The organism is Bacillus shivajii, assembly GCF_020519665.1.
Classification (GTDB): domain Bacteria; phylum Bacillota; class Bacilli; order Bacillales; family Salisediminibacteriaceae; genus Bacillus_CA; species Bacillus_CA shivajii.
The window spans coordinates 815,075-834,230 of record NZ_CP084703.1; the positions used below are offsets into that span (position 1 = coordinate 815,075).

General features: G+C 38.9%; 18 protein-coding genes and 1 riboswitch. Of the genes, 15 read left to right on the forward strand and 3 right to left on the reverse strand.

What is annotated here, in order from left to right; all coding sequences use genetic code 11:
• The first annotated feature begins 51 nt into the window (after positions 1–51).
• The 7 genes from cydS to LGQ02_RS03945 all read left to right on the forward strand — a co-directional run bounded on the left by cydS (position 52) and on the right by LGQ02_RS03945 (position 6,604).
• Positions 52–162, forward strand: a complete 111-nt coding sequence (gene cydS / locus LGQ02_RS21455) for a cytochrome bd oxidase small subunit CydS family protein (protein ID WP_404802378.1) — start codon at positions 52–54, stop codon at positions 160–162.
• 47 nt (positions 163–209) lie between these two features.
• On the forward strand, positions 210–1,544 hold the full coding sequence (locus LGQ02_RS03920; RefSeq protein ID WP_226516929.1) for a cytochrome ubiquinol oxidase subunit I: 1,335 nt from the start codon (positions 210–212) through the stop codon (positions 1,542–1,544).
• Between the two features lie 20 nt (positions 1,545–1,564).
• Positions 1,565–2,584: a cytochrome d ubiquinol oxidase subunit II gene (locus tag LGQ02_RS03925; RefSeq protein WP_226518212.1), complete on the forward strand. Its 1,020-nt coding sequence runs from the start codon at positions 1,565–1,567 to the stop codon at positions 2,582–2,584.
• Positions 2,585–2,725: 141 nt separating this feature from the next.
• Entirely contained in the window at positions 2,726–3,229 is a 504-nt protein-coding gene (locus LGQ02_RS03930; RefSeq protein ID WP_226516930.1) for a ferritin, read from the forward strand.
• Between the two features lie 740 nt (positions 3,230–3,969).
• Positions 3,970–5,811 carry a UbiD family decarboxylase gene (locus tag LGQ02_RS03935; protein ID WP_226516931.1) on the forward strand — a complete coding sequence of 614 codons (1,842 nt, stop codon included), beginning with the start codon at positions 3,970–3,972 and terminating at the stop codon, positions 5,809–5,811.
• 120 nt (positions 5,812–5,931) lie between these two features.
• Positions 5,932–6,075, forward strand: a complete 144-nt coding sequence (locus tag LGQ02_RS03940) for a hypothetical protein (RefSeq protein ID WP_226516932.1) — start codon at positions 5,932–5,934, stop codon at positions 6,073–6,075.
• An 85-nt stretch (positions 6,076–6,160) separates the two neighbouring features.
• Positions 6,161–6,604, forward strand: coding sequence for a redoxin domain-containing protein (locus LGQ02_RS03945; RefSeq protein WP_226518213.1), 444 nt, complete (start codon positions 6,161–6,163; stop codon positions 6,602–6,604).
• A 68-nt stretch (positions 6,605–6,672) separates the two neighbouring features.
• Here LGQ02_RS03945 and LGQ02_RS03950 read toward each other — a convergent pair whose 3' ends face one another.
• Complete coding sequence (locus tag LGQ02_RS03950) at positions 6,673–6,879, reverse strand: hypothetical protein (RefSeq protein WP_226516933.1); 207 nt, start codon at positions 6,877–6,879, stop codon at positions 6,673–6,675.
• A 223-nt stretch (positions 6,880–7,102) separates the two neighbouring features.
• On the opposite strand from LGQ02_RS03950, the gene LGQ02_RS03955 reads away from it, so the two are divergent.
• The 3 genes from LGQ02_RS03955 to ltrA all read left to right on the forward strand — a co-directional run bounded on the left by LGQ02_RS03955 (position 7,103) and on the right by ltrA (position 10,906).
• Positions 7,103–8,422: a S8 family peptidase gene (locus tag LGQ02_RS03955; protein ID WP_226516934.1), complete on the forward strand. Its 1,320-nt coding sequence runs from the start codon at positions 7,103–7,105 to the stop codon at positions 8,420–8,422.
• Positions 8,423–8,637: 215 nt separating this feature from the next.
• Complete coding sequence (locus tag LGQ02_RS03960) at positions 8,638–8,805, forward strand: hypothetical protein (protein WP_226516935.1); 168 nt, start codon at positions 8,638–8,640, stop codon at positions 8,803–8,805.
• A gap of 772 nt (positions 8,806–9,577) precedes the next feature.
• Positions 9,578–10,906 carry a group II intron reverse transcriptase/maturase gene (ltrA, locus tag LGQ02_RS03965; RefSeq protein ID WP_226514859.1) on the forward strand — a complete coding sequence of 443 codons (1,329 nt, stop codon included), beginning with the start codon at positions 9,578–9,580 and terminating at the stop codon, positions 10,904–10,906.
• A gap of 208 nt (positions 10,907–11,114) precedes the next feature.
• On the opposite strand, the gene LGQ02_RS03970 is transcribed toward ltrA, so the two are convergent.
• Together LGQ02_RS03970 and LGQ02_RS03975 are read right to left on the reverse strand one after the other, a co-directional pair.
• The gene (locus LGQ02_RS03970) at positions 11,115–11,957 is read right to left on the reverse strand and encodes a S1C family serine protease (protein ID WP_226516936.1); all 843 of its coding nucleotides are present in this window, start codon (positions 11,955–11,957) and stop codon (positions 11,115–11,117) included.
• A gap of 182 nt (positions 11,958–12,139) precedes the next feature.
• Entirely contained in the window at positions 12,140–12,841 is a 702-nt protein-coding gene (locus tag LGQ02_RS03975; protein WP_226516937.1) for a DUF3889 domain-containing protein, read from the reverse strand.
• Positions 12,842–13,167: 326 nt separating this feature from the next.
• Between LGQ02_RS03975 and LGQ02_RS03980 the strand changes: the two genes are divergently transcribed.
• The 5 genes from LGQ02_RS03980 to LGQ02_RS04000 all read left to right on the forward strand — a co-directional run bounded on the left by LGQ02_RS03980 (position 13,168) and on the right by LGQ02_RS04000 (position 19,115).
• Positions 13,168–14,577: a Glu/Leu/Phe/Val family dehydrogenase gene (locus tag LGQ02_RS03980; protein WP_226516938.1), complete on the forward strand. Its 1,410-nt coding sequence runs from the start codon at positions 13,168–13,170 to the stop codon at positions 14,575–14,577.
• Between the two features lie 191 nt (positions 14,578–14,768).
• A riboswitch (PreQ1 riboswitch) is annotated at positions 14,769–14,813 on the forward strand.
• A 239-nt stretch (positions 14,814–15,052) separates the two neighbouring features.
• Positions 15,053–15,709: a 7-cyano-7-deazaguanine synthase QueC gene (gene queC, locus LGQ02_RS03985; RefSeq protein ID WP_226516939.1), complete on the forward strand. Its 657-nt coding sequence runs from the start codon at positions 15,053–15,055 to the stop codon at positions 15,707–15,709.
• Between the two features lies 1 nt (position 15,710).
• Positions 15,711–16,184 (forward strand): 6-carboxytetrahydropterin synthase QueD, encoded by a 474-nt coding sequence (gene queD, locus LGQ02_RS03990; protein ID WP_226516940.1) that lies wholly within the window; start codon positions 15,711–15,713, stop codon positions 16,182–16,184.
• Positions 16,177–16,905 (forward strand): 7-carboxy-7-deazaguanine synthase QueE, encoded by a 729-nt coding sequence (queE, locus tag LGQ02_RS03995; protein WP_226516941.1) that lies wholly within the window; start codon positions 16,177–16,179, stop codon positions 16,903–16,905. Before queD ends, queE begins: the two co-directional genes overlap by 8 nt.
• Before the next feature lie 524 nt (positions 16,906–17,429).
• Positions 17,430–19,115: a methyl-accepting chemotaxis protein gene (locus LGQ02_RS04000; protein WP_226516942.1), complete on the forward strand. Its 1,686-nt coding sequence runs from the start codon at positions 17,430–17,432 to the stop codon at positions 19,113–19,115.
• Positions 19,116–19,156: the final 41 nt, after the last annotated feature.

Here is a 19,156-nt window from a genome sequence, read left to right on the forward strand (position 1 = left end):
CGCAATGGAAAATAATAGGACTTGTGTAAAAGATGGAAATGGAGGGAAATCATGAGCTTTTTTATCATCATGATTGCGCCAATTATTGTTGTTTTACTGTCACTTGGTGCTTTTTTTATTTGGGGACTGTTCGGCAAAGTGAATTATCAAGATGACGAATAAGGTAGAGGCTTTCTTCGTCGTAATTATCGAAGTAGGGAGTTAACGAGATGGAATTGGATACGTTAGAGTTAAGCAGGTTACTTACTTTTATTACGTTAGGCTTTCATATTATTATGGCAACAGTTGGTGTTGGAATTCCGATCTTTTTTTCGATTGCAGAGCTTATTGGGATAAAAAAGAAGGATCCACACTATATTTTGCTAGCGAAACGGTGGACAAGAGGGTACGTCATTGTGGTTGCAGTCGGTGTTGTAACCGGAACAATCATTGGTTTGCAACTATCATTGTTATGGCCAAGCTTTATGCAAGCAACTGGACATCTCATTAGTCTTCCGTTATTTTTAGAAACGTTTGCCTTCTTTTTTGAAGCGATTTTTTTAGGGATTTATTTATATACGTGGGACCGCTTTAAGCCGATCTATCACTGGTTATTGTCTATTCCAGTGATTCTTGGTGCATCTGCCTCGGCATTTTTTATTACAACAGTCAATGCGTTTATGAATACACCGCGCGGGTTTGAAGTAGAAGGAGAGGGGCTTTATACGAACGTGCAACCACTCCTTGCAATGTTTAATCCAGCGACACCTTCGAAAGTTGCACATGTGTTAACGACTGCTTATTTAACGGCTACATTTATTTTAGGAGCCATTGCAGCTTTTTACATTTTAAGAGGAAAAGCACATGTTTATTATAAGAAAGCACTACATTTAACGATGATTGGTGCGTTTGTTTTTGGGATGGCCACGATCATTAATGGTGATTTTGCTGGGAAATTTTTAGCGGCATATCAACCTGAAAAGTTAGCTGCTGCGGAATGGCATTTTGAAACAGAAGATCGGGCAAAACTGATTATTGGTGGGATATTAGATGAAGAAGAGCAAGAGGTTCGGTATGCGATCAATATTCCGTTTGCTTTGAGTATTTTGGCACACAACACGCCTTTTGAAGAGGTGATCGGATTAAACGAATTCCCTGAAGAGTTATGGCCGCCACTTTATATTCATTACTTTTTTAATTTAATGATTTTTATTGGGATGTATTTAGTTTCAGTCGCTGGCATTTATCTCTTGTTCTATTATTTAAAACGGTTCAATCCGTTACAGCGATGGCTTCTTTATCTCATTGTTTGGGGAGGACCGCTCGCGATACTTTCAATTGAAGCAGGGTGGATTATGACAGAGGTAGGAAGGCAACCTTGGATATTACGTGGGTTTATGACAGTCGGTGAAGGTGTAACGACAAACGAGCATGTGTATGAAATGCTCATTCTTTTTTCAATTTTATATTTAATGCTAGCAATTTTACTTCCGGTGATCCTCATTCGCTTGTTTAAAAATAAGCCTGCCGAAAAAGAAATTGAAAATCACAACATTATTTTATAAAGTGGGGCGTTATTATGAACATTGAAATTGAAATGATCGGGATTACCGTATTGTGGACGTTTTTGTACGGGTATTTATTGGTCGCATCCATTGACTTTGGGGCAGGATTTTATTCTTATTATGCAAAGGTGACTCGAAAAGAGCATAACATTCGTACGGTAATAGACCGTTATTTGTCACCAGTATGGGAAGTGACAAATGTGTTTCTCGTTTTTTTCTTTATCGGCTTAATTGGCTTCTTTCCAACGACGGCCTACTATTATGGAACGGCTTTGTTAGTGCCTGCAAGTATTGCTTTAGTTTTGTTAGCGATTCGTGGTTCTTTTTATGCTTTTGCTAATTACGGGGCGAGAGAAAGTAATATTTATTTGTTTTTGTATGGGATTAGTGGATTACTTATTCCAGCTTCGTTATCAACGGTATTGACGATTTCTGAAGGTGGGTTTATCGTCCGAGAAGGTGGAACCGTTGTTTTATTATTGGATGAGCTGTTTTTTAGTCCATATTCTTGGACGGTTGTTTTGTTAGCGCTTGTCAGTGTTTTATTTATAAGTGCGAGTTTTTTAGCGTATTATGCCTCACAAGCTGAGGATAAGGATGCGTTCGAGCTATTGCGCCGCTTTGCATTAATTTGGAGCGGGCCGACGATTATTGCCAGCTTTCTCGTCTTTGTAACATTGAGTACCCATAATCAAGAACACTTTCAAGCGATGCTTGATATGGCATGGGTATTTTTAGCGTCTCTCGTTTGTTTCGTACTCGCTGTTTGGCTTATATATAGACGAACTTATCTGGGCGTTGCTTTTATTTTCGTCTCATTACAATTTGGCTTTGCATTCTTCGGATACGGGGCGACTCATTTGCCTTACATTTTGTATCCGTATTTAACGATTTATGAAAGTATTACAGGGCCTGAAATGGGGATTGCGCTTATTATCGCCTTTGTTTTTGGACTGCTGCTGTTGATCCCTTCACTATATTTACTGCTTCGCTTATTCATCTTCAATGCGAAATATGTGAAAGGTCATTCGTATGATTAAAAGAATGAAGCGGTAGTGTAAGGACATTTTTCTTTGGGTATAGAATAGTAGAGTCCTTTTGCTTTCAGGGATTATTTACGTATGTTAGCATTAAAGTAGGGAGTTAGATGTATTGATACTTTGAAAGGGAAGGTGTAAACGATGATAAGTAAGCAGTTAGTTAAAGGGTTAAATGATCAAATGAATTATGAGTTTTATTCTGCGCACGTATATTTAGCGAAAGCTGCGTATTGCTCCAGTGAAAGCCTTGATGGTTTTGCGAACTTTTTCCTTCAACAGGCTGAAGAAGAGAGATTTCACGCAATGAAGTTCTATAACTTTATTAATGATCTGGGGGAAAGGGCAGAAATCGTTGGAATGGAAACTCCTAATAACGAGTTTTCGTCAGTACTAGACTCGTTTGAAAAAGCACTAGACCATGAAAAAGAAGTCACTCAGCGCATTTACAAACTAGCAGATATGGCATTGGATGAACGAGAGCATGCGACGATGACATTTTTAAATTGGTTTATTGAAGAACAAGTCGAAGAAGAAGCAACATTCGATAACTTGATTCAAAAACTACAGCGCATAGAAACAGACAGTAATGCATTTTACATGTTAGATAATGAACTAGGTAAGCGAACATTTGATAAGCCTGAGTAAAATAGGGTCATATAAAAGAATGTTTTGATTAAATATATCAATTAAGGAAGGAGTGCATCGGTTGCACTCCTTTTATTTATTGAGTTTTACTCGTGAGAAGGGGTGATCGCACGCGAGACGGGGTGACCGCACGCGAGACGGGATGATCGCACGTGAGCCTGGAATGATCGCACGTGAGCCGGAATGATCGCACGCGAGCCGGAATGATCGCACGCGAGCCGGAATGATCGCACGTGAGACAAAATCAACGCACGTAAGAACCCGCCTTACCCTGACAAACGGTCGTTAAGTAACATTTTCGTGAATTTTATTGTGCAGAAATACGTTCTATAGAAGACATATGATAAAATAATAGTGATAGTTATTGAAAGTTAAAAGGAAGAAACTTGACGTAAATCGTTCCTTCCTTGTTTTTTAAAAGATAAAAAAGCATAAAATTTTTGTCCTGGAGAGTTGTCTAGACTAACAGGCACGAGCGTTTACAACACGAGTAAGCTTCGAGTTGCCTCGACGGATACACTACAAAGCTCCGCTAGTAGAGGAAGAGGCAGCATAATCGGTTCGAGGTCGCTTCGTTCGGCATTTGATGTCTAGTCGACTTCTTCATACCGAGACTCCAGCGCTTTTCGCGGAGACAGGATGTTGACATTACACCGTTGCCCGTAGAATGCGGGCACATTTTAGGCGTAATTTGACGCCTTGCGCTTTTCTTATAATCTAAAAATAGGAGCTTGAATATTATGTATCGCAGTTTAGAAGAATGTATTCTTGATTTAGAAAAAAGTGGTCAGTTAATTCGTATTAAAGAAGAGGTAGATCCACATCTTGAGATGGCTGCTATTCATTTGAAAGTTTATGAAGCTGGCGGGCCTGCGTTATTGTTTGAAAATGTGAAAGGCTCAAAATATCCTGCTGTCTCGAATCTATTCGGTACGGTGGAGCGAAGTAAATATATTTTCCGTAAAACGTGGAAAGCGGCAGAAAACGTCATCGGTTTACGTAACGATCCGATGAAAGCTTTGAAAAATCCATTGAAAAATGCCAGTGCGGGTGTGACTGCGACAAAGGCATTGCCAATGAAAAAATCTAAAGGTATACCTGATGATTTTGAAGAAATTAAGGTGTCAGACATTCCACAAATACATCATTGGCCTGATGACGGTGGAGCATTCGTAACGTTGCCACAAGTATATTCAGAGGACCCTGAAAAGCCGGGAATTATGAATGCTAACTTAGGGATGTACCGCGTGCAGTTAAGCGGGAATGATTATGAAAGAGATAAAGAAGTGGGCATCCATTACCAAATTCACCGTGGAATTGGCATTCATCAGCATAAGGCAAATAAGCTTGGTAAGCCATTAAAAGTCAGTATTTTTGTCGGTGGACCGCCGTCACATACGTTATCCGCTGTTATGCCACTTCCAGATGGGATCAGTGAAATGACGTTTGCTGGTATGCTTGCTGGGCGACGTTTTCGATACAGTTATGACGAAAATGGATATTGCCTTAGTCATGATGCTGATTTTGTCATCACGGGTGAGATTCATCCAGGAGAAACGAAACCTGAAGGACCGTTTGGTGATCATTTAGGCTATTACAGTTTAACGCACGAGTTTCCAGTTATGAGAGTGCATAAAGTGTATGCGAAGAAAAATTCCGTTTGGCCGTTTACCGTTGTTGGCCGCCCTCCACAAGAAGATACTTCGTTTGGTGAATTGATTCATGATTTAACAGGTGATGCGGTAAAGCTTGAAGTACCAGGAGTAAAGGAAGTTCATGCGGTTGATGCAGCAGGTGTCCATCCGCTACTATTTGCGATTGGTAGTGAGCGTTACACACCGTACCAAAAAGTGAAGCAGCCAATGGAACTGTTAACGATTTCAAATCGAATTCTTGGAACAGGACAGTTAAGCCTTGCGAAATATTTGTTTATTGCTGCTGAAGAAGAGCAGCCGTTAAGTACCCATCGCGAGGAAGAGTTTATTTCATATATACTAGAACGTATGGATTTAAGACGAGACATCCATTTTCAAACGAATACGACAATCGACACGCTTGATTACTCTGGAACTGGGTTAAACACGGGAAGTAAAGTTGTTTTTGCTGCTTGTGGTGAGAAAAAACGTGATTTATGTACAGATGTTCCTGAACAATTGATAGATCTAGAGGGGCAATTTGGACAAGCACGATTTGTGATGCCTGGCGTTGTTGCATTACAAGGAGCAAAGTTCTCCTCATATGAAGACACACAAGAGGAAATGAAAGAACTAGCGAAAGCGATCAAGGAAAAAGGAGATATGCCAAGTTGTCCGATGATCGTTGTTTGTGATGATAGTGACTTCTTAAGTGAATCGTTAAGTAACTTCTTATGGGCGACGTTTACTCGTAGTAATCCATCTCATGATATTTATGGCACAAACAGTGGCTATGAAAATAAACATTGGGCGTGTGATAATATGATGATTGATGCTCGCGTGAAGACTCATCACGCACCACCGCTCATTCCAAATCCAAAGGTTGAAAAAAATATTGAGCGATTTTTCAAAAATGGCGGGATTTTAAGTACAGTTATAGGAAAATAAATGAAAAAAACTCCATTCGTGTATCATAAGGACGAATGGAGTTTTTTCACATTTTACATAAACGAACTTTTGTTTAAGGTATGCTTGCTGTTAACCGTAATGGATAAAGGAGAGGAACTGATGAAAAGTGTCTTTGAAAAGTTAAAAAGAAAAATAAACGAACAAAATGAATTTATAAAGATTAGTATTTATGTAACTGGGAGTTTCATCCTTGTTTTAATGGGGTATTACTCTGCAAAAGTACTCATTCATTTTTTTGCATAATAAAGAAAGAGATTTGGACATAATACATTGAGAGACTGTGTACATAGAAAGCAGGTGACAGAAGATGTCTGAGCTTGAAATTGGGATGAAGGCACCAGACTTTCATTTATCATCAACGAGAAAAGAAAAGATTTCATTAGCCGATTTCAAAGGTGAGAAAAATGTTTTACTTGCATTTTACCCATTAAATTTTACACCTGGCTGAATTAAAGAGCTTACCTCTTGGAAAGAGGATTATCAAACATTACAACGTTTAAATACAGAGGTCTTAGCAGTGAGTGTAGACCATATTTTTGCTCATAATGTGTTTGAAGCAAGCCTTGGAACTTTGCCGTTTCCACTACTCTCTGATTGGTTTAAGGAAACTGCAAAAGCGTATGGTGTGTTTAATGAAGAAGACAAAACTGCCCGTAGGTCAGTCTTTGTCATTGATAAAGAAGGAAAAGTGATGTTTAAAAACACAAAATTTAATGCCGCTGAACACGGTGACTATAATGAATGTTTTCAGCAGTTAAAGCGGTTGTTATAACTGGTATAAGTGCGACAAAAGTGCTCGGTCCTTTACTTGGACCGGGCACTTTTGTGTTAATGAATATACTAGCTGTAAACTTTCGGAATATTTACGCCTCTTACTGTTTGAAAGTAAAGACTCCTCCAATACTCTTTGTCTTTATTTGCTCTTTCTGTTGCATCTTGAACAGCCCCCATGAGGTGACCTTCGATGTCATAACGTGATTTTTCACTTAACTCCATTTGTTCATTCGTTTGAATGTGGTAGACGATTGCATTGATGCGATCCTGCATGTTTCTCCTCCAATCCTTCTATAATTGTTAAGGTCTTTGATAATAAATCTTTTTATCTATTATTGACGACTTATTTACGGATTAGTCCAGATTCAACATGCTTTAAGCAAAGTTTCAGGCAAATTCCCCATTTTACGAGGAAGTAGACTAAATATAGGAGACGTGCCGTTCCTATTACTTTTCTTTTTCATAGTTTATAGAAGAGCTAGAAAGGAGGCTGACTATGTTTAGTTATCCATTAGTGAAATTTTTACGTGAAAATGGTGAAAAAGTGGACCATCGTTTACGGCAAAAATTGCTTCATATATATAAGCCGTTCAAATGGGTGCCTTGTTTTTTTCACAATATATATGGGAGGTTTATCGATAAAATGAAGAAGGTGTCAGTCATTATCGAGTTTAAAGATGGCATGTGTACTCATGGGATTGGTGAAGTAGATAAGTTATTATCAGCACATAGTCGCTGTAAGGTACGTCACCATTTTACAAGAGTGTCTTGTTGTAGTGCAGACGTAACTCCACATGCGATGAAGGAGATGCTGAATAAATGTTCATCGATTAAAAAAGTATATTTAAACCGAGAAGTAAAAGCATTACTTGATACCGCAGTACCAGCTTCACATGCTGAAAATGTTGTTCGAAATGATACCGTTCTTACTGGTTCAGGAGTAACCGTTGCTGTCATTGATACAGGAATTCATCCACACGAAGACTTGTTAGGACGCATTACTGGCTTTGCAGATTTTATAGATGGGCGAACTCAAGCCTACGATGATAACGGTCATGGGACTCATGTGGCAGGTGCTGTAGCAGGAAATGGACGATCAGCTGGAGGAGAATATCAAGGTCCTGCACCTGAAGCGAATGTAATTGGTGTTAAAGTGCTCAATAAAACAGGGGCAGGCTCTTTAGAAACGGTGATGCAAGGCGTTGATTGGTGCATCTCTTATAATGAACGAAACCCTGATCGACCCATTAATATTATTAATCTATCATTAGGGAGTCCAGCACAAAGATTTGATCAAGAAGAAGATGATCCATTGGTGAAAATCGTCAATGCAGCGTGGGATCGTGGAATCGTTGTATGTGCAGCAGCAGGTAATGATGGTCCGAGTACTCAAACGATTGCAAGCCCAGGCTTAAGTGGAAAAATCATCACTGTTGGAGCACTAGATAACCGTAATAGTGTCGAACGTGAAGATGATGACGTTGCGAGTTTTTCAAGTCGAGGTCCGACCATTTACGGAAAAACAAAGCCTGACCTTTTAGCACCTGGAGTAGAAATTATATCGTTACGTTCACCAAACTCGTATTTAGATAAACTGCAAAAGCAGAGAAGAGTAGGAGAAGCATATATTAGCATGTCAGGAACATCGATGGCAACGCCAATTTGTGCAGGAGTTTGTGCACTATACTTGCAACATCACCCAGAAGATACGCCAGAGCAAGTGAAACGTGCGTTAATGAGAGGAACAGACTTGTGGCGAGATCGGTACCCAAATATTTACGGCGCAGGTTATATAAATGCTGAGAAGACGATATAACTAGCCTACAAAACGTCTTGAATAAAGAAGTAAAGCAGCAATTAATATCCAAAAATATCCACGCGCCTGAAAACTGGATATTTTTGGGTTATTTGTCTTTGCCATATTTACTATGAATTGACACAAAGATTTCATGAAAGCCTATGTGATTTATAGGCGAATCATTGTAAAATGGTTATTGGTAGTAGTGTTTAGGATAGGAGTGGAATGGGGTTATGAAGGCTGGGAAATTTTCTTTTGAACGAATGTTGATTGCTGGTGGCGTTTTGTTCATTGTTATTTTATTTTCTTTCACTTTCTACCTTTTCAAGAATGCAGAACCAGTTCACTTAATTGATAAAGATAGTGAAGGTAAAAGTGAACAGACTGAAACACTTGATTAGGATAAATAAAAGTACAAATGAAACTTTTTACGTGAATAGATTAGCAAAAAATACGTGAAGAAATAAATAATTTAAAAAATAGATAAATGTAAATATAGGCTATGATAACAACGGTGCTTACTTATACGGCAATTGGACATATATTGAAGAGGAATATGAAGTTAAATGATAAGAGCGACCCGATATTCTTGTAAGGTAAATGTAAAAAAAAGATCCTCGAACCACAATTGGTGCGGGGATCTTTTTGTTTACACGTTAAGAATTTATAGAGCGTCCGAGCATAGGTTATATCTTATAGTGGGTGGGAACCCCACCGGGCAAGAGCTAACCACTCACCCGTAACGAGTCTTGGAGGGTTGTAGGCAACTATAACCTTTAAGCGTAGACAGTAAGACAGTGGGCCGTAAGCCAAGTGGTTGAAGGGATTGAGCTTCGAAAACTTATAAATGGGAAAGCTGATGGTCTTATAATTCCAGAAAGCAATACCTGTATAAACACTATGGTAAGTTTATATAGGTTTCCCCGGAGTCTGTGACCTCGGCACGCTGGACATTGGTAGGGTATGGCAACTCGGGAGGTCCTGAATGATCTTCTGGAAAAGAAGTATGGTAGACAAGCGATACAAAGTGAGGAAGCCAAATGTCATTCAGGAAGTCGGATGGATGCGTAGTACCAATGAAGTCGGGTAACGCTGACGGAGGAAAGGCATCCACCTTGTATCGATCGAATCAGGGACACATGAACTACACACAGAGGTAGGAGGGCATATCTCATGGAAACAAAACTGATGCGAATAGCTGAAGTAGCGAAAACAAACCCAGAACTAAAATTTACTTCACTGATCCACTTACTGAATAAAGATTCCCTAAAAGAGTGTCATCATCAACTCAACGGAAATAAAGCACCAGGTATATTAGGGACAACGAAACAAGAATACAGTGAAAACCTGGAAGGGAACCTTCAATATCTTATCAATCGAATGAAGAAACAAAGCTACAAACCACAACCAGTTAAACGGGTTTATATTGATAAATCAGGTTCTAAGAAGAAGCGTCCCCTAGGTATCCCAGAGTATGAAGACAAGATCATTCAAAAAGGTTTAGCCAAAATCTTAAATTCAATCTATGAACAAGACTTTCTAGATTGCTCATTTGGCTTCAGGCCAAACCGAAACTGTCATGATGCGCTAAAGGTACTTAATATGTATATTGAAAGAAGGTACACGAACTATATCGTTGATGTAGACATTAAAGGGTTCTTTGACAATGTGGATCACAAATGGATGGTGGAATTTCTAAAACATCGGATCAATGATCCTAACGTATTAAGGTTAATCAATAGATTTCTTAAAGCAGGGTATGTAAAGGATATGAAGTGGTACAAAGATGAATTTGGAACGCCGCAAGGCGGCCTAGCTTCTCCGATTCTTGCAAATGTTTATCTACACTATGTGTTAGACCTATGGTTTGAAAAGCATGTAAAGAAAAGATGCAAAGGACAAGCTTACATAGTGAGGTACGCAGATGATTTTGTATGTTGTTTTCAATATCACAAAGATGCACAACAGTTTTACCGTGCGTTAAAAGAACGATTGAAGAAGTTTAACCTAGAAATCGCTGAAGACAAAACAAAAGTTATTCCATTTGGAAGGTTTGCCAAGGAAAATGAGCAAAGAACAGGGAATCACAAACCACCAACATTTAAATTCTTAGGTTTTACGCACTATTGTAGTGAAAGTAAACAAGGAAAGTTTCGCGTTAAAAGGAAAACCGACAAGAAGAAAATGAGAACAAAACTAAAAGAAACAAAAGAGTGGTTAAAGTCAAAACGCAATCTTAAAATTCAAGCGATTATGGATAGACTCCAACGTTCACTAAAGGGTTACTACAACTACTACTGTATCACTGATAACCTTCCTACCGTGGAGGAATTTGTCTATCATATAAGACTCCTTCTATTCAAATGGATGAATAGAAGGAGTCAAAGGAAATCTTTTACATGGGATAAGTTTAACCTTTTCATGAATAAATTTCCATTACCGTCACCAAGAAAGAAAGTAGATATTTATAATCTGAGGTCACATATCAGCTATATTCAGTAAAGGGTATAGGGAGGAGCCGTGTGCGGTAATTCCGCACGCACGGTTCTGAGAGGGGGTGAGGGTGTGAACCCTCTTCCTACTCGACAAATTTTAGCGACGTAGAAGCACGACGTAGTGAAAAAATTTTAAGAATTAAGTATAAGTTCAACTAACACCTCTGTCTTCGCCTAAAAGGCTCGCCAATCGGCGAGTTTTCTTTATGGAAGAATTAATCTAACACATCCAATTTATCGGTAAAATATTCAACAGGCACTGCTAAGCCAACTCTTTTACGCTCTCCTCCAAACTCTGTTCTTGTTGTCGCATAGATGACAGCGACGACATTCCCTTCAGCATTAATAACGGGGCTCCCACTGTTTCCTCGATAAATAGGAGCATCAATCATCAGCATTGGAATATCACGTTCTGGAGTGAGATCAAGAACTTCTCCTCTGTTAGCGATAAAGTTGAAAAAGAGTGGATTACCAATAAAGTATACAGACATCCCCGCTTTCCAGGAATCTTCAAACGTTAAAACGGGATGATTAAACGATTCATCGTCGACTTTTAAAATGGCAATATCAATATCTGGGTCACTTTCAATAATGTCTGCACGATATGCTTCCCCTTCTTGAAAGGTGACGGTGATGTCAAAGCCTTCATCAACGACATGATGATTCGTCATAATATGACCATCTTCTGATATCGTAAATCCAGTTCCTTTACTGTTTCCGTTTCGTACGACAACAACAGACTCTTTATATAACTGGACATCTTCATTTTGAGACAACTCACGTGATATTTGTAAAAATTCGATCGATGCAAGATTGAAAAGTTGGGGCCACACGGCAAAAACATTTCCTAATAGCGCTGCAACGAGCATAAACGCTATCGTCATTCGCAGCCATTTACTATTCTTTTTCTTTGGTTCATTCTCTTTTTCATCTTCAGGATTAAAAAATTCTTCTTTCGTATAATAGTTCTCCCCGTCAAAAAACAACTCTTCTTCAGGTTGTTTATGTTCTTCTTTTTTTTCTTGGTCTTGGTCATGATCGTTATTGGAATCACGCATAATATCTCACTCCCCTCATGCACCTAATCAACCTTAGTGTATCACGTTTATGAGATGTAACCAGCATGGAAGCATGCTTGTCCGATAAAAGCTGTTGTAAAAGGAAAGGGAAGCGAGGTTGTAAAAAAAGCCTCACAATCCTACTCAGAGGTTTAGTCGGATCGCAAGGCTCTCTTTATGATTTACCTATTATTATTATTGTTCTCAACTTCTTCTAAGTCAAATGATTTTACTCGGTTTGTTTCAGGGTGATAAATGATCCTTCCACGAACTTTTATCGTTTCCTCTGGCGACTGCAACTGAAACTCGTATCTTTCTCTTACTTGTGTAGGAGAGACTTCTGTTTTTTCAACACGATTAATATCCGTTACGTTATACCCAGGGTAAGCGGTTTGAATAATTTCTTTTACATAGTTTGCCCACTCTTCATTTTCAATATCATTATCTACATCATCTTCTATGTCATTACTAGGCATAAACTCAACATTGATGATTCCAGCTTCAAGGTCAGCCCCTAATTCTTCAAACGCATTTTTATGAAGGGTGACGCGATTCATTGGATACCCTGGCACGCGGTCAACAATTGTTACCTCAATCTCTCGGTCAGGAAGTGCTACATTCCTTACTTTAAGTTTTTGTCCGCACTGATAAGGAGTCTCGGCACCAACTGCTGCAGTCATGTAGTCATTGTGCGACCAAGGGATACCACAAACAGTAGTTGGTCCTCCTTCCGTCCATAATGCTTGCCCTTGAACGGTTTGTTGACGTTGCATGTAATATGGGGATGATGGATAACTACGATCAAAATTCACGTACGGATGATACACATAAGGGTTGCTTTGGTATTGGTTCACATTTGGTACATAAGGGTAATAGTAATACAAGCCTTATTCCTCCTGTCTTTAACATACATATTCTTGATACCATATGCATGAGTATGGTTGGACCGTGACAGGAGTTTAAAAAAGGAAGTGAGGAATCGGTTTAATTAGGAAACAATCGAAAAACACAAGTTTTCGAGGTAGTAAAATGTTAACGTTTTTTTATGTCTAAGCAGGTAGTGAATACTCGTTAAAAGAAGTAAGTATAGGTTCAAGTCCTTTTCATTTATTCAGTCTCTTATAGTAGAACGAAAGGACAGAGAGATTGTTTAACGTATAAAAAAATCGAGAATATTATGAAGGGAAGCTTGAAGAAAGGGGAATCATCGATGTCAATTAAAGAAACACAACAGATGATAGAACAAATGCTTGGTGAAATTCAACATGATGAGGCATTTTTACCGAAGTTAAAGGGGGAGAAACGTCAACGCGTGTTTCGATCTGGAACAGAAGTATTAACGACGACAGATAAAGTAGTAAAAAGCTACATACGTGTATCACGTGATAATCGGACGATCGAACGGATTCCAGCATATCGGATTCAACATAATAATATTGCGGGATTTTATAAAGGTGGAATCCGTTTTAGTGAGGCTGTGAATGAAGAGGAAGTTGAAAATCTTGCTGTTTTAATGACACTAAAAAATGCATTGCACAACTTACCATACGGTGGAGCAAAAGGTGGGGTCGTTTTAGATCCGAAAGAATACTCAGAACGAGAACTAAATTTAGTTTCCAAAAAATATGTACAACGTTTTGCACCTGATATAGGCCCTACGCATGATATTCCAGCACCCGATATGGGAACAGACGAACGAGTGATGGATTGGATGGTTGGTGAGTATAAAACGGTTCACCCTGGTGAGAATTATTTAGGCGCTTTTACTGGAAAAAGCATTGATAATGGCGGTGCTAGAGGTAGAAGAGAAGCAACGGGACGCGGGACGTATCGTTGCTATTGGTGGCTTGTGCATAAGTGGGCTCGAGAGCAAAAAGATAAAGAGGAGCTTATTCCAAAAGGGGAACACGTGAAACAGTATGAAAACTTGAAGTCGATTTATAAAAAAAGTGATTCAGGAGAACTGATCAAGCTTGCTGTTCAAGGGTTTGGGAATGTTGGATCTGTCGCAGCAAAAATGGCAGATGACTGTCCAGACTTAAAGCATCACGTCGTATCAGTGAGCGATCATAAAGTGACGTTATTTAAGGAAAATGGTTTAGATATTCCAAAACTTGTTGCTTATCAAGAAGAGTACGGACATTTGCCAAATACTGAAGAACAATTGTTTAAAGCAGGAGTGGAAGCTGATTTATTAGATCGTGATGCGATCTTAACACTAAATGTTGATGTTCTTATTCTAGCGGCTATTGAGGATCAAATAACAGAAGACAATATGAAGGATGTGAAGGCTTCGGTTTTTGTTGAAGGAGCGAATGCACCGATTCGTGCAGAAGCGGACCATTACTTGCATAGTCAAGGTAAAGTTGTCATACCAGATATACTAGCTAACGCCGGTGGGGTGATGGTTTCATATTTAGAATGGAAGCAGGATCGTATCACCCAATTTTATACAGAACAAGAAGTGTTAGACGAAATGTACGAACAAATGGAGGAAAGCTGTAAACAAGTGTTTACCGAGTATTTTACGAAAGGTATAAACGGGATCCGTAATACTTGTTACCAAAATTCGCTGAAACGTCTCTTCACATTGATGTATAAACACGGGAAGTTGTTTTAAGGTGAAAAGAAAGCTCCAGGTGTATGACACCTGGAGTTATTTTCGTATTCTACTAGGTACAAGGCACTTAGCTTTTGAGTCATCCTCTTACCTTGTTTAGCTATGTTTTCCAAACAATACTAATGCCTAACGTAAAAAGGTATGATATAATGCAACATGCAACTAAAAAAAGAAACTCTGCGCGTATAAGCGTAGGCGAGGTTCTAGCTAAACCCTCGATAAAAAACTAAGGAGAAGACATGTCCTTAGGGGCAGTCTATTTTTTTGTGCATTAATGACTGGCGTTTAAATATAAATGTGCTTTTCAATCAATAGATTTGTCCCTAGTAAATCATTTACTTCCAGCACATTCCAGGTGCCTGGCACCTGGGAATTACTGAGGGCGAACAGGAAATGAACTTGAAATGATCAGGGGCAAATGTGTGGAATCGATGGGAATATATAGGTTCATTTAAAGATTTGAGGGGGATTATAGATGAAAAATGATAAGGCGATTGTTGTTTTTAGTGGCGGACAGGATAGTACGACATGCTTGTTTTGGGCGAAAGAAAAGTTCGCTGAAGTTGAGGCAGTGACGTTTGACTACAACCAGCGTCATCAACTAGAAATTGATGTGGCAAAAGGAATTGCTGAGGAACTGAACATTAAACATCACGTACTAGATATGTCACTTTTAAACCAGCTCGCACCAAATGCTTTAACTCGTGATGATATTGAAATTGAAGAAAAGGAAGGTGAACTTCCTTCAACGTTCGTACCAGGGCGAAACCTTGTTTTTCTATCATTTGCAGCGATTCTTGCAAAGCAAGTAGGAGCAAAGCATATCATTACAGGAGTTTGTGAAACGGATTTCAGCGGTTATCCAGATTGCCGTGATGTGTTTATCAAATCCTTAAATGTCACACTTAATTTATCAATGGACGATGAGTTTGTCATTCATACACCACTCATGTGGATGGATAAAGCAGAAGCATGGGGGCTTGCTGATGAACTAGGTTCCCTAGATTTCGTTCGTGAAAAAACCTTAACGTGTTACAACGGGGTCATTGCTGACGGGTGCGGAGAATGTCCGGCATGTGAGTTAAGGAGAAATGGTCTCGAAACATACCTGAAACAAAAAGGAGGCTCATAAATTGTACGGATTTAAAATTGTTGAAAACTTGCAGAAAATCGATAAAGATATCCAGCGTGATCAACTAAAATACCATAATAAACGTGTTCTAGTTAGTAAAGAATTCACGTTCGATGCAGCACACCACCTTCACTGCTATGAAGGGAAGTGTAAAAACCTTCACGGGCACACGTATAAAGTGATTTTTGGCATTAGTGGATTCGTTGATGACACTGGGCTTATGATGGATTTTGGGGATATTAAAGAGATTTGGAAAAATGAAATTGAGGTCTATCTTGACCATCGCTACATTAACGAAATGTTGCCACCAATGAATACGACAGCTGAAAACATGGTCGTCTGGATTTATGAAAAAATGGCTGAGGCACTTGAAAAACGAAATTCAGGACAAAAAGAACGGGTTGAATTTGTAAGGTTATTTGAAACACCGACAAGCTATGCCGAAGTGAAGCGGGAGTGGATGGAAGTTGAGTAAGATTCCTGTTCTTGAGATTTTTGGTCCGACGATCCAAGGTGAAGGAATGGTCGTTGGCCAAAAAACGATGTTTGTCCGCACGGCAGGCTGTGACTACTCTTGTTCATGGTGTGATTCTGCCTTTACTTGGGATGGCAGTGCAAAAGATGATATTGTGCAAATGACTGCTGAAGACATTTTGAAGCGGCTTGTAGAAGTTGGTGGAAAGACGTTTTCTCATGTAACGATTTCAGGAGGGAACCCTGCACTTATACGTGGGATGAATGAGCTCGTTGAATTGCTTCATAAAAATAGCATACAAGTGGCGTTAGAAACACAAGGTAGCCGTTGGCAAGAGTGGTTTCTTGAAATTGATGACTTAACGTTATCTCCGAAGCCGCCGAGTTCAAACATGTCAGTTGACATGGAAATATTGGATGATATCGTCGGACGTCTAACAAAAGGTAATCGACAACGATTTGTCAGCTTAAAGGTTGTTATTTTTGATGAACGAGATTACGAGTTTGCGAAGATGATCGGCGCACGTTATCCTGATCTTCCGCTATACTTGCAAGTCGGCAACGATGATGTAGAAACATTAGACGACAGGCAACTGCGAGATGAATTATTACGTAAATATGAATGGCTCATCGACTTGACGATGGAAGATGAACAATTAACAAATGTTCGTGTCTTGCCTCAACTCCATACATTGCTTTGGGGGAATAAACGAGGCGTATAAATATGATAAAACAAAAAATCCTAGGTGCTTGACACCTGGGATTTTTTGGTTTTTATTGAGAGGATGCTTGGTTCTTGATTCTAGGACTTTTTTGTTTAATCATTCATTATCGCTTCATTTATGTTATTTCTTTGTTATTTGTGATTTTTATCACAGTGAATTTTATATGAAAAAATTAAACTAGGCTTTGGAGAATGGCAAGTGAACATTTTTACATTTTAAGAATTATTAACTTTGCTAAAGGATTAAAGTATAAATGCTCCTGCGGTTACTCGTCGCAACTCGTAGTTTAATCAATGGAGTTAAGCTTGTGGCAACTAAGGCTTACTTCCACAGGATGTGGTGACTTCGGCGTTGATCACACGACGTGATCGAAATTAGCCGAAGTTCATTATTAAGGACTTGCACTAAAGCATAAGAGCTTCTATGTAAGCACACTTCGCTTACGAAGAATCTCTTTAACGATAAGCCAAGTTTTGTTTTAGTACCTTTTTCTAGTAAATTACTTTTTTGGAGATGAGATAATGCGAATAGGAACAAAACTCTTTATATCTTACGGTGCGTTAGTTGTGTTACTAATTATTACGGTAGTGATGGTTTATAGGGGAACAGCAACAATTCAACACAATGTTGATGAAATGTATGACCATAGAGTAGTACCGCTAACTGCTCTTGCAGAAATTAGCCAACTTGCTGAAAATACTCGTGTCCAAATGGTAACTTCCGTATTAAATGAAGATGCAGAGCCTGTAAAGACGGCTGAGGTAAACCTTTCTGTTATTGACAATTTAATTACTGAGTATAATGAGCGGATTACATATGAATCTGAGGCAGCTGTGTTCGGATTATTTCAGAATTCTTGGTATCAATTCGCCGAAATTGTTCAAGACAATATAGAACTTGTACGTAATGGACAATTTCAACAAGCAGAATTGGGATTACAGCGAGGCGGGGTTCCATTTTCTGAGGCGAGCGAACAGCTATCAATTTTAATAGAAACAAATGAACAACAATCGGAAACACTATACTCTGAAAGTTTACGATCCTATGAACTGACGATCACGATCTCAATTGTAACAACAATTATTGCTGTTATTGTTGCAATTATTTATGGTTTCTTCCAAAGTCGAGCAATTGTAAAGCCGATTCATCAACTAGCAAGTCATACAAAAAAAGTTGCTGAAGGTGATTTAACAACCGATCCGTCACGTTTAACAAATAGAAAAGATGAGATTGGGATATTAGCGAAAGACTTTCAAGAAATGATCGATAAGCTTAGAAAAATTATTTCAGAAGTTATGGAATCTTCTGAACATGTCGCCGCTTCATCACAACAACTTTCAGCAAGTGCAGAAGAAACAAGTGAAGCAACGAATACGATCACTGAAGCGATTCAAGAAGTAGCATCAGGAGCTGAGTACCAAGTTACAACTGCAGCTTCAGTTAATGAAGAAGTTTCACAAGTTTCAGGAGGACTAGAGATTATTACGAACAATATAGAAACGGTTAGTCATTCATCTGATACTACAAACCACAAAGCTCTAGGTGGGAAGAAAGTCATCGATAATGCGGTTGAGCAAATGGTCTCTATCCAAAATAAAACGAATGATACTTCAAGTTATATGAATAACCTGGGTGAAAAATCGAAGGAGATTGAAGGAATCATTTCCTTAATTACTGATATTGCAGAACAAACAAATCTTCTAGCATTAAATGCAGCAATTGAAGCAGCAAGGGCTGGTGAACATGGGAAAGGCTTTACTGTTGTCGCAGATGAAGTTCGAAAGCTTGCTGAACAATCAGGAGAATCAGCTAATAAAATTAGTCTGTTAATTAAAGATATTCAATCTGAAATTACGCAATCCATCGATTCTATGGGTGAAGGGAAAAAGGCTGTAAATGATGGAATCAATTACGTGAACAAAGCTGGGGCCTCTTTTGAAGAGATTACTTCCGCAATCAGTGAAGTATCAACACAAATTCAAGAAGTTTCGGCTTCGGTACAACAAATTACTGCAAGTACAGAAGCAGTGGTTAAATCGACAGATAGTATGTCTTCGACTGCCCAGACTTCAGCAAGTAATACGCAAAATGTAGCCGCATCTGCCGAAGAACAAAATGCATCGATGGAAGAAATCACGGCCTCAGCGACTACATTAAGTGATTTGGCAACAAGACTACAAGATTCGGTAAGGACGTTCAAATTATAATTGTTTACGTAAGAGAATCAAAAAGGACGAGGTGTCCTAAA

What these genes read in the sequence shown, in the direction of transcription:
- LGQ02_RS03960 (WP_226516935.1), top strand. Translation starts at nt 8,638, where the DNA reads ATGAAGGCTGGGAAATTTTCTTTTGAACGAATGTTGATTGCTGGTGGC.
- LGQ02_RS03950 (WP_226516933.1), bottom strand. Translation starts at nt 6,879, where the DNA reads ATGCAGGATCGCATCAATGCAATCGTCTACCACATTCAAACGAATGAA.
- LGQ02_RS03935 (WP_226516931.1), top strand. Translation starts at nt 3,970, where the DNA reads ATGTATCGCAGTTTAGAAGAATGTATTCTTGATTTAGAAAAAAGTGGT.
- LGQ02_RS03955 (WP_226516934.1), top strand. Translation starts at nt 7,103, where the DNA reads ATGTTTAGTTATCCATTAGTGAAATTTTTACGTGAAAATGGTGAAAAA.
- queC (WP_226516939.1), top strand. Translation starts at nt 15,053, where the DNA reads ATGAAAAATGATAAGGCGATTGTTGTTTTTAGTGGCGGACAGGATAGT.
- LGQ02_RS03930 (WP_226516930.1), top strand. Translation starts at nt 2,726, where the DNA reads ATGATAAGTAAGCAGTTAGTTAAAGGGTTAAATGATCAAATGAATTAT.
- LGQ02_RS03970 (WP_226516936.1), bottom strand. Translation starts at nt 11,957, where the DNA reads ATGCGTGATTCCAATAACGATCATGACCAAGACCAAGAAAAAAAAGAA.
- ltrA (WP_226514859.1), top strand. Translation starts at nt 9,578, where the DNA reads ATGGAAACAAAACTGATGCGAATAGCTGAAGTAGCGAAAACAAACCCA.
- LGQ02_RS03920 (WP_226516929.1), top strand. Translation starts at nt 210, where the DNA reads ATGGAATTGGATACGTTAGAGTTAAGCAGGTTACTTACTTTTATTACG.
- LGQ02_RS03940 (WP_226516932.1), top strand. Translation starts at nt 5,932, where the DNA reads ATGAAAAGTGTCTTTGAAAAGTTAAAAAGAAAAATAAACGAACAAAAT.
- LGQ02_RS04000 (WP_226516942.1), top strand. Translation starts at nt 17,430, where the DNA reads ATGCGAATAGGAACAAAACTCTTTATATCTTACGGTGCGTTAGTTGTG.
- cydS (WP_404802378.1), top strand. Translation starts at nt 52, where the DNA reads ATGAGCTTTTTTATCATCATGATTGCGCCAATTATTGTTGTTTTACTG.
- LGQ02_RS03980 (WP_226516938.1), top strand. Translation starts at nt 13,168, where the DNA reads ATGTCAATTAAAGAAACACAACAGATGATAGAACAAATGCTTGGTGAA.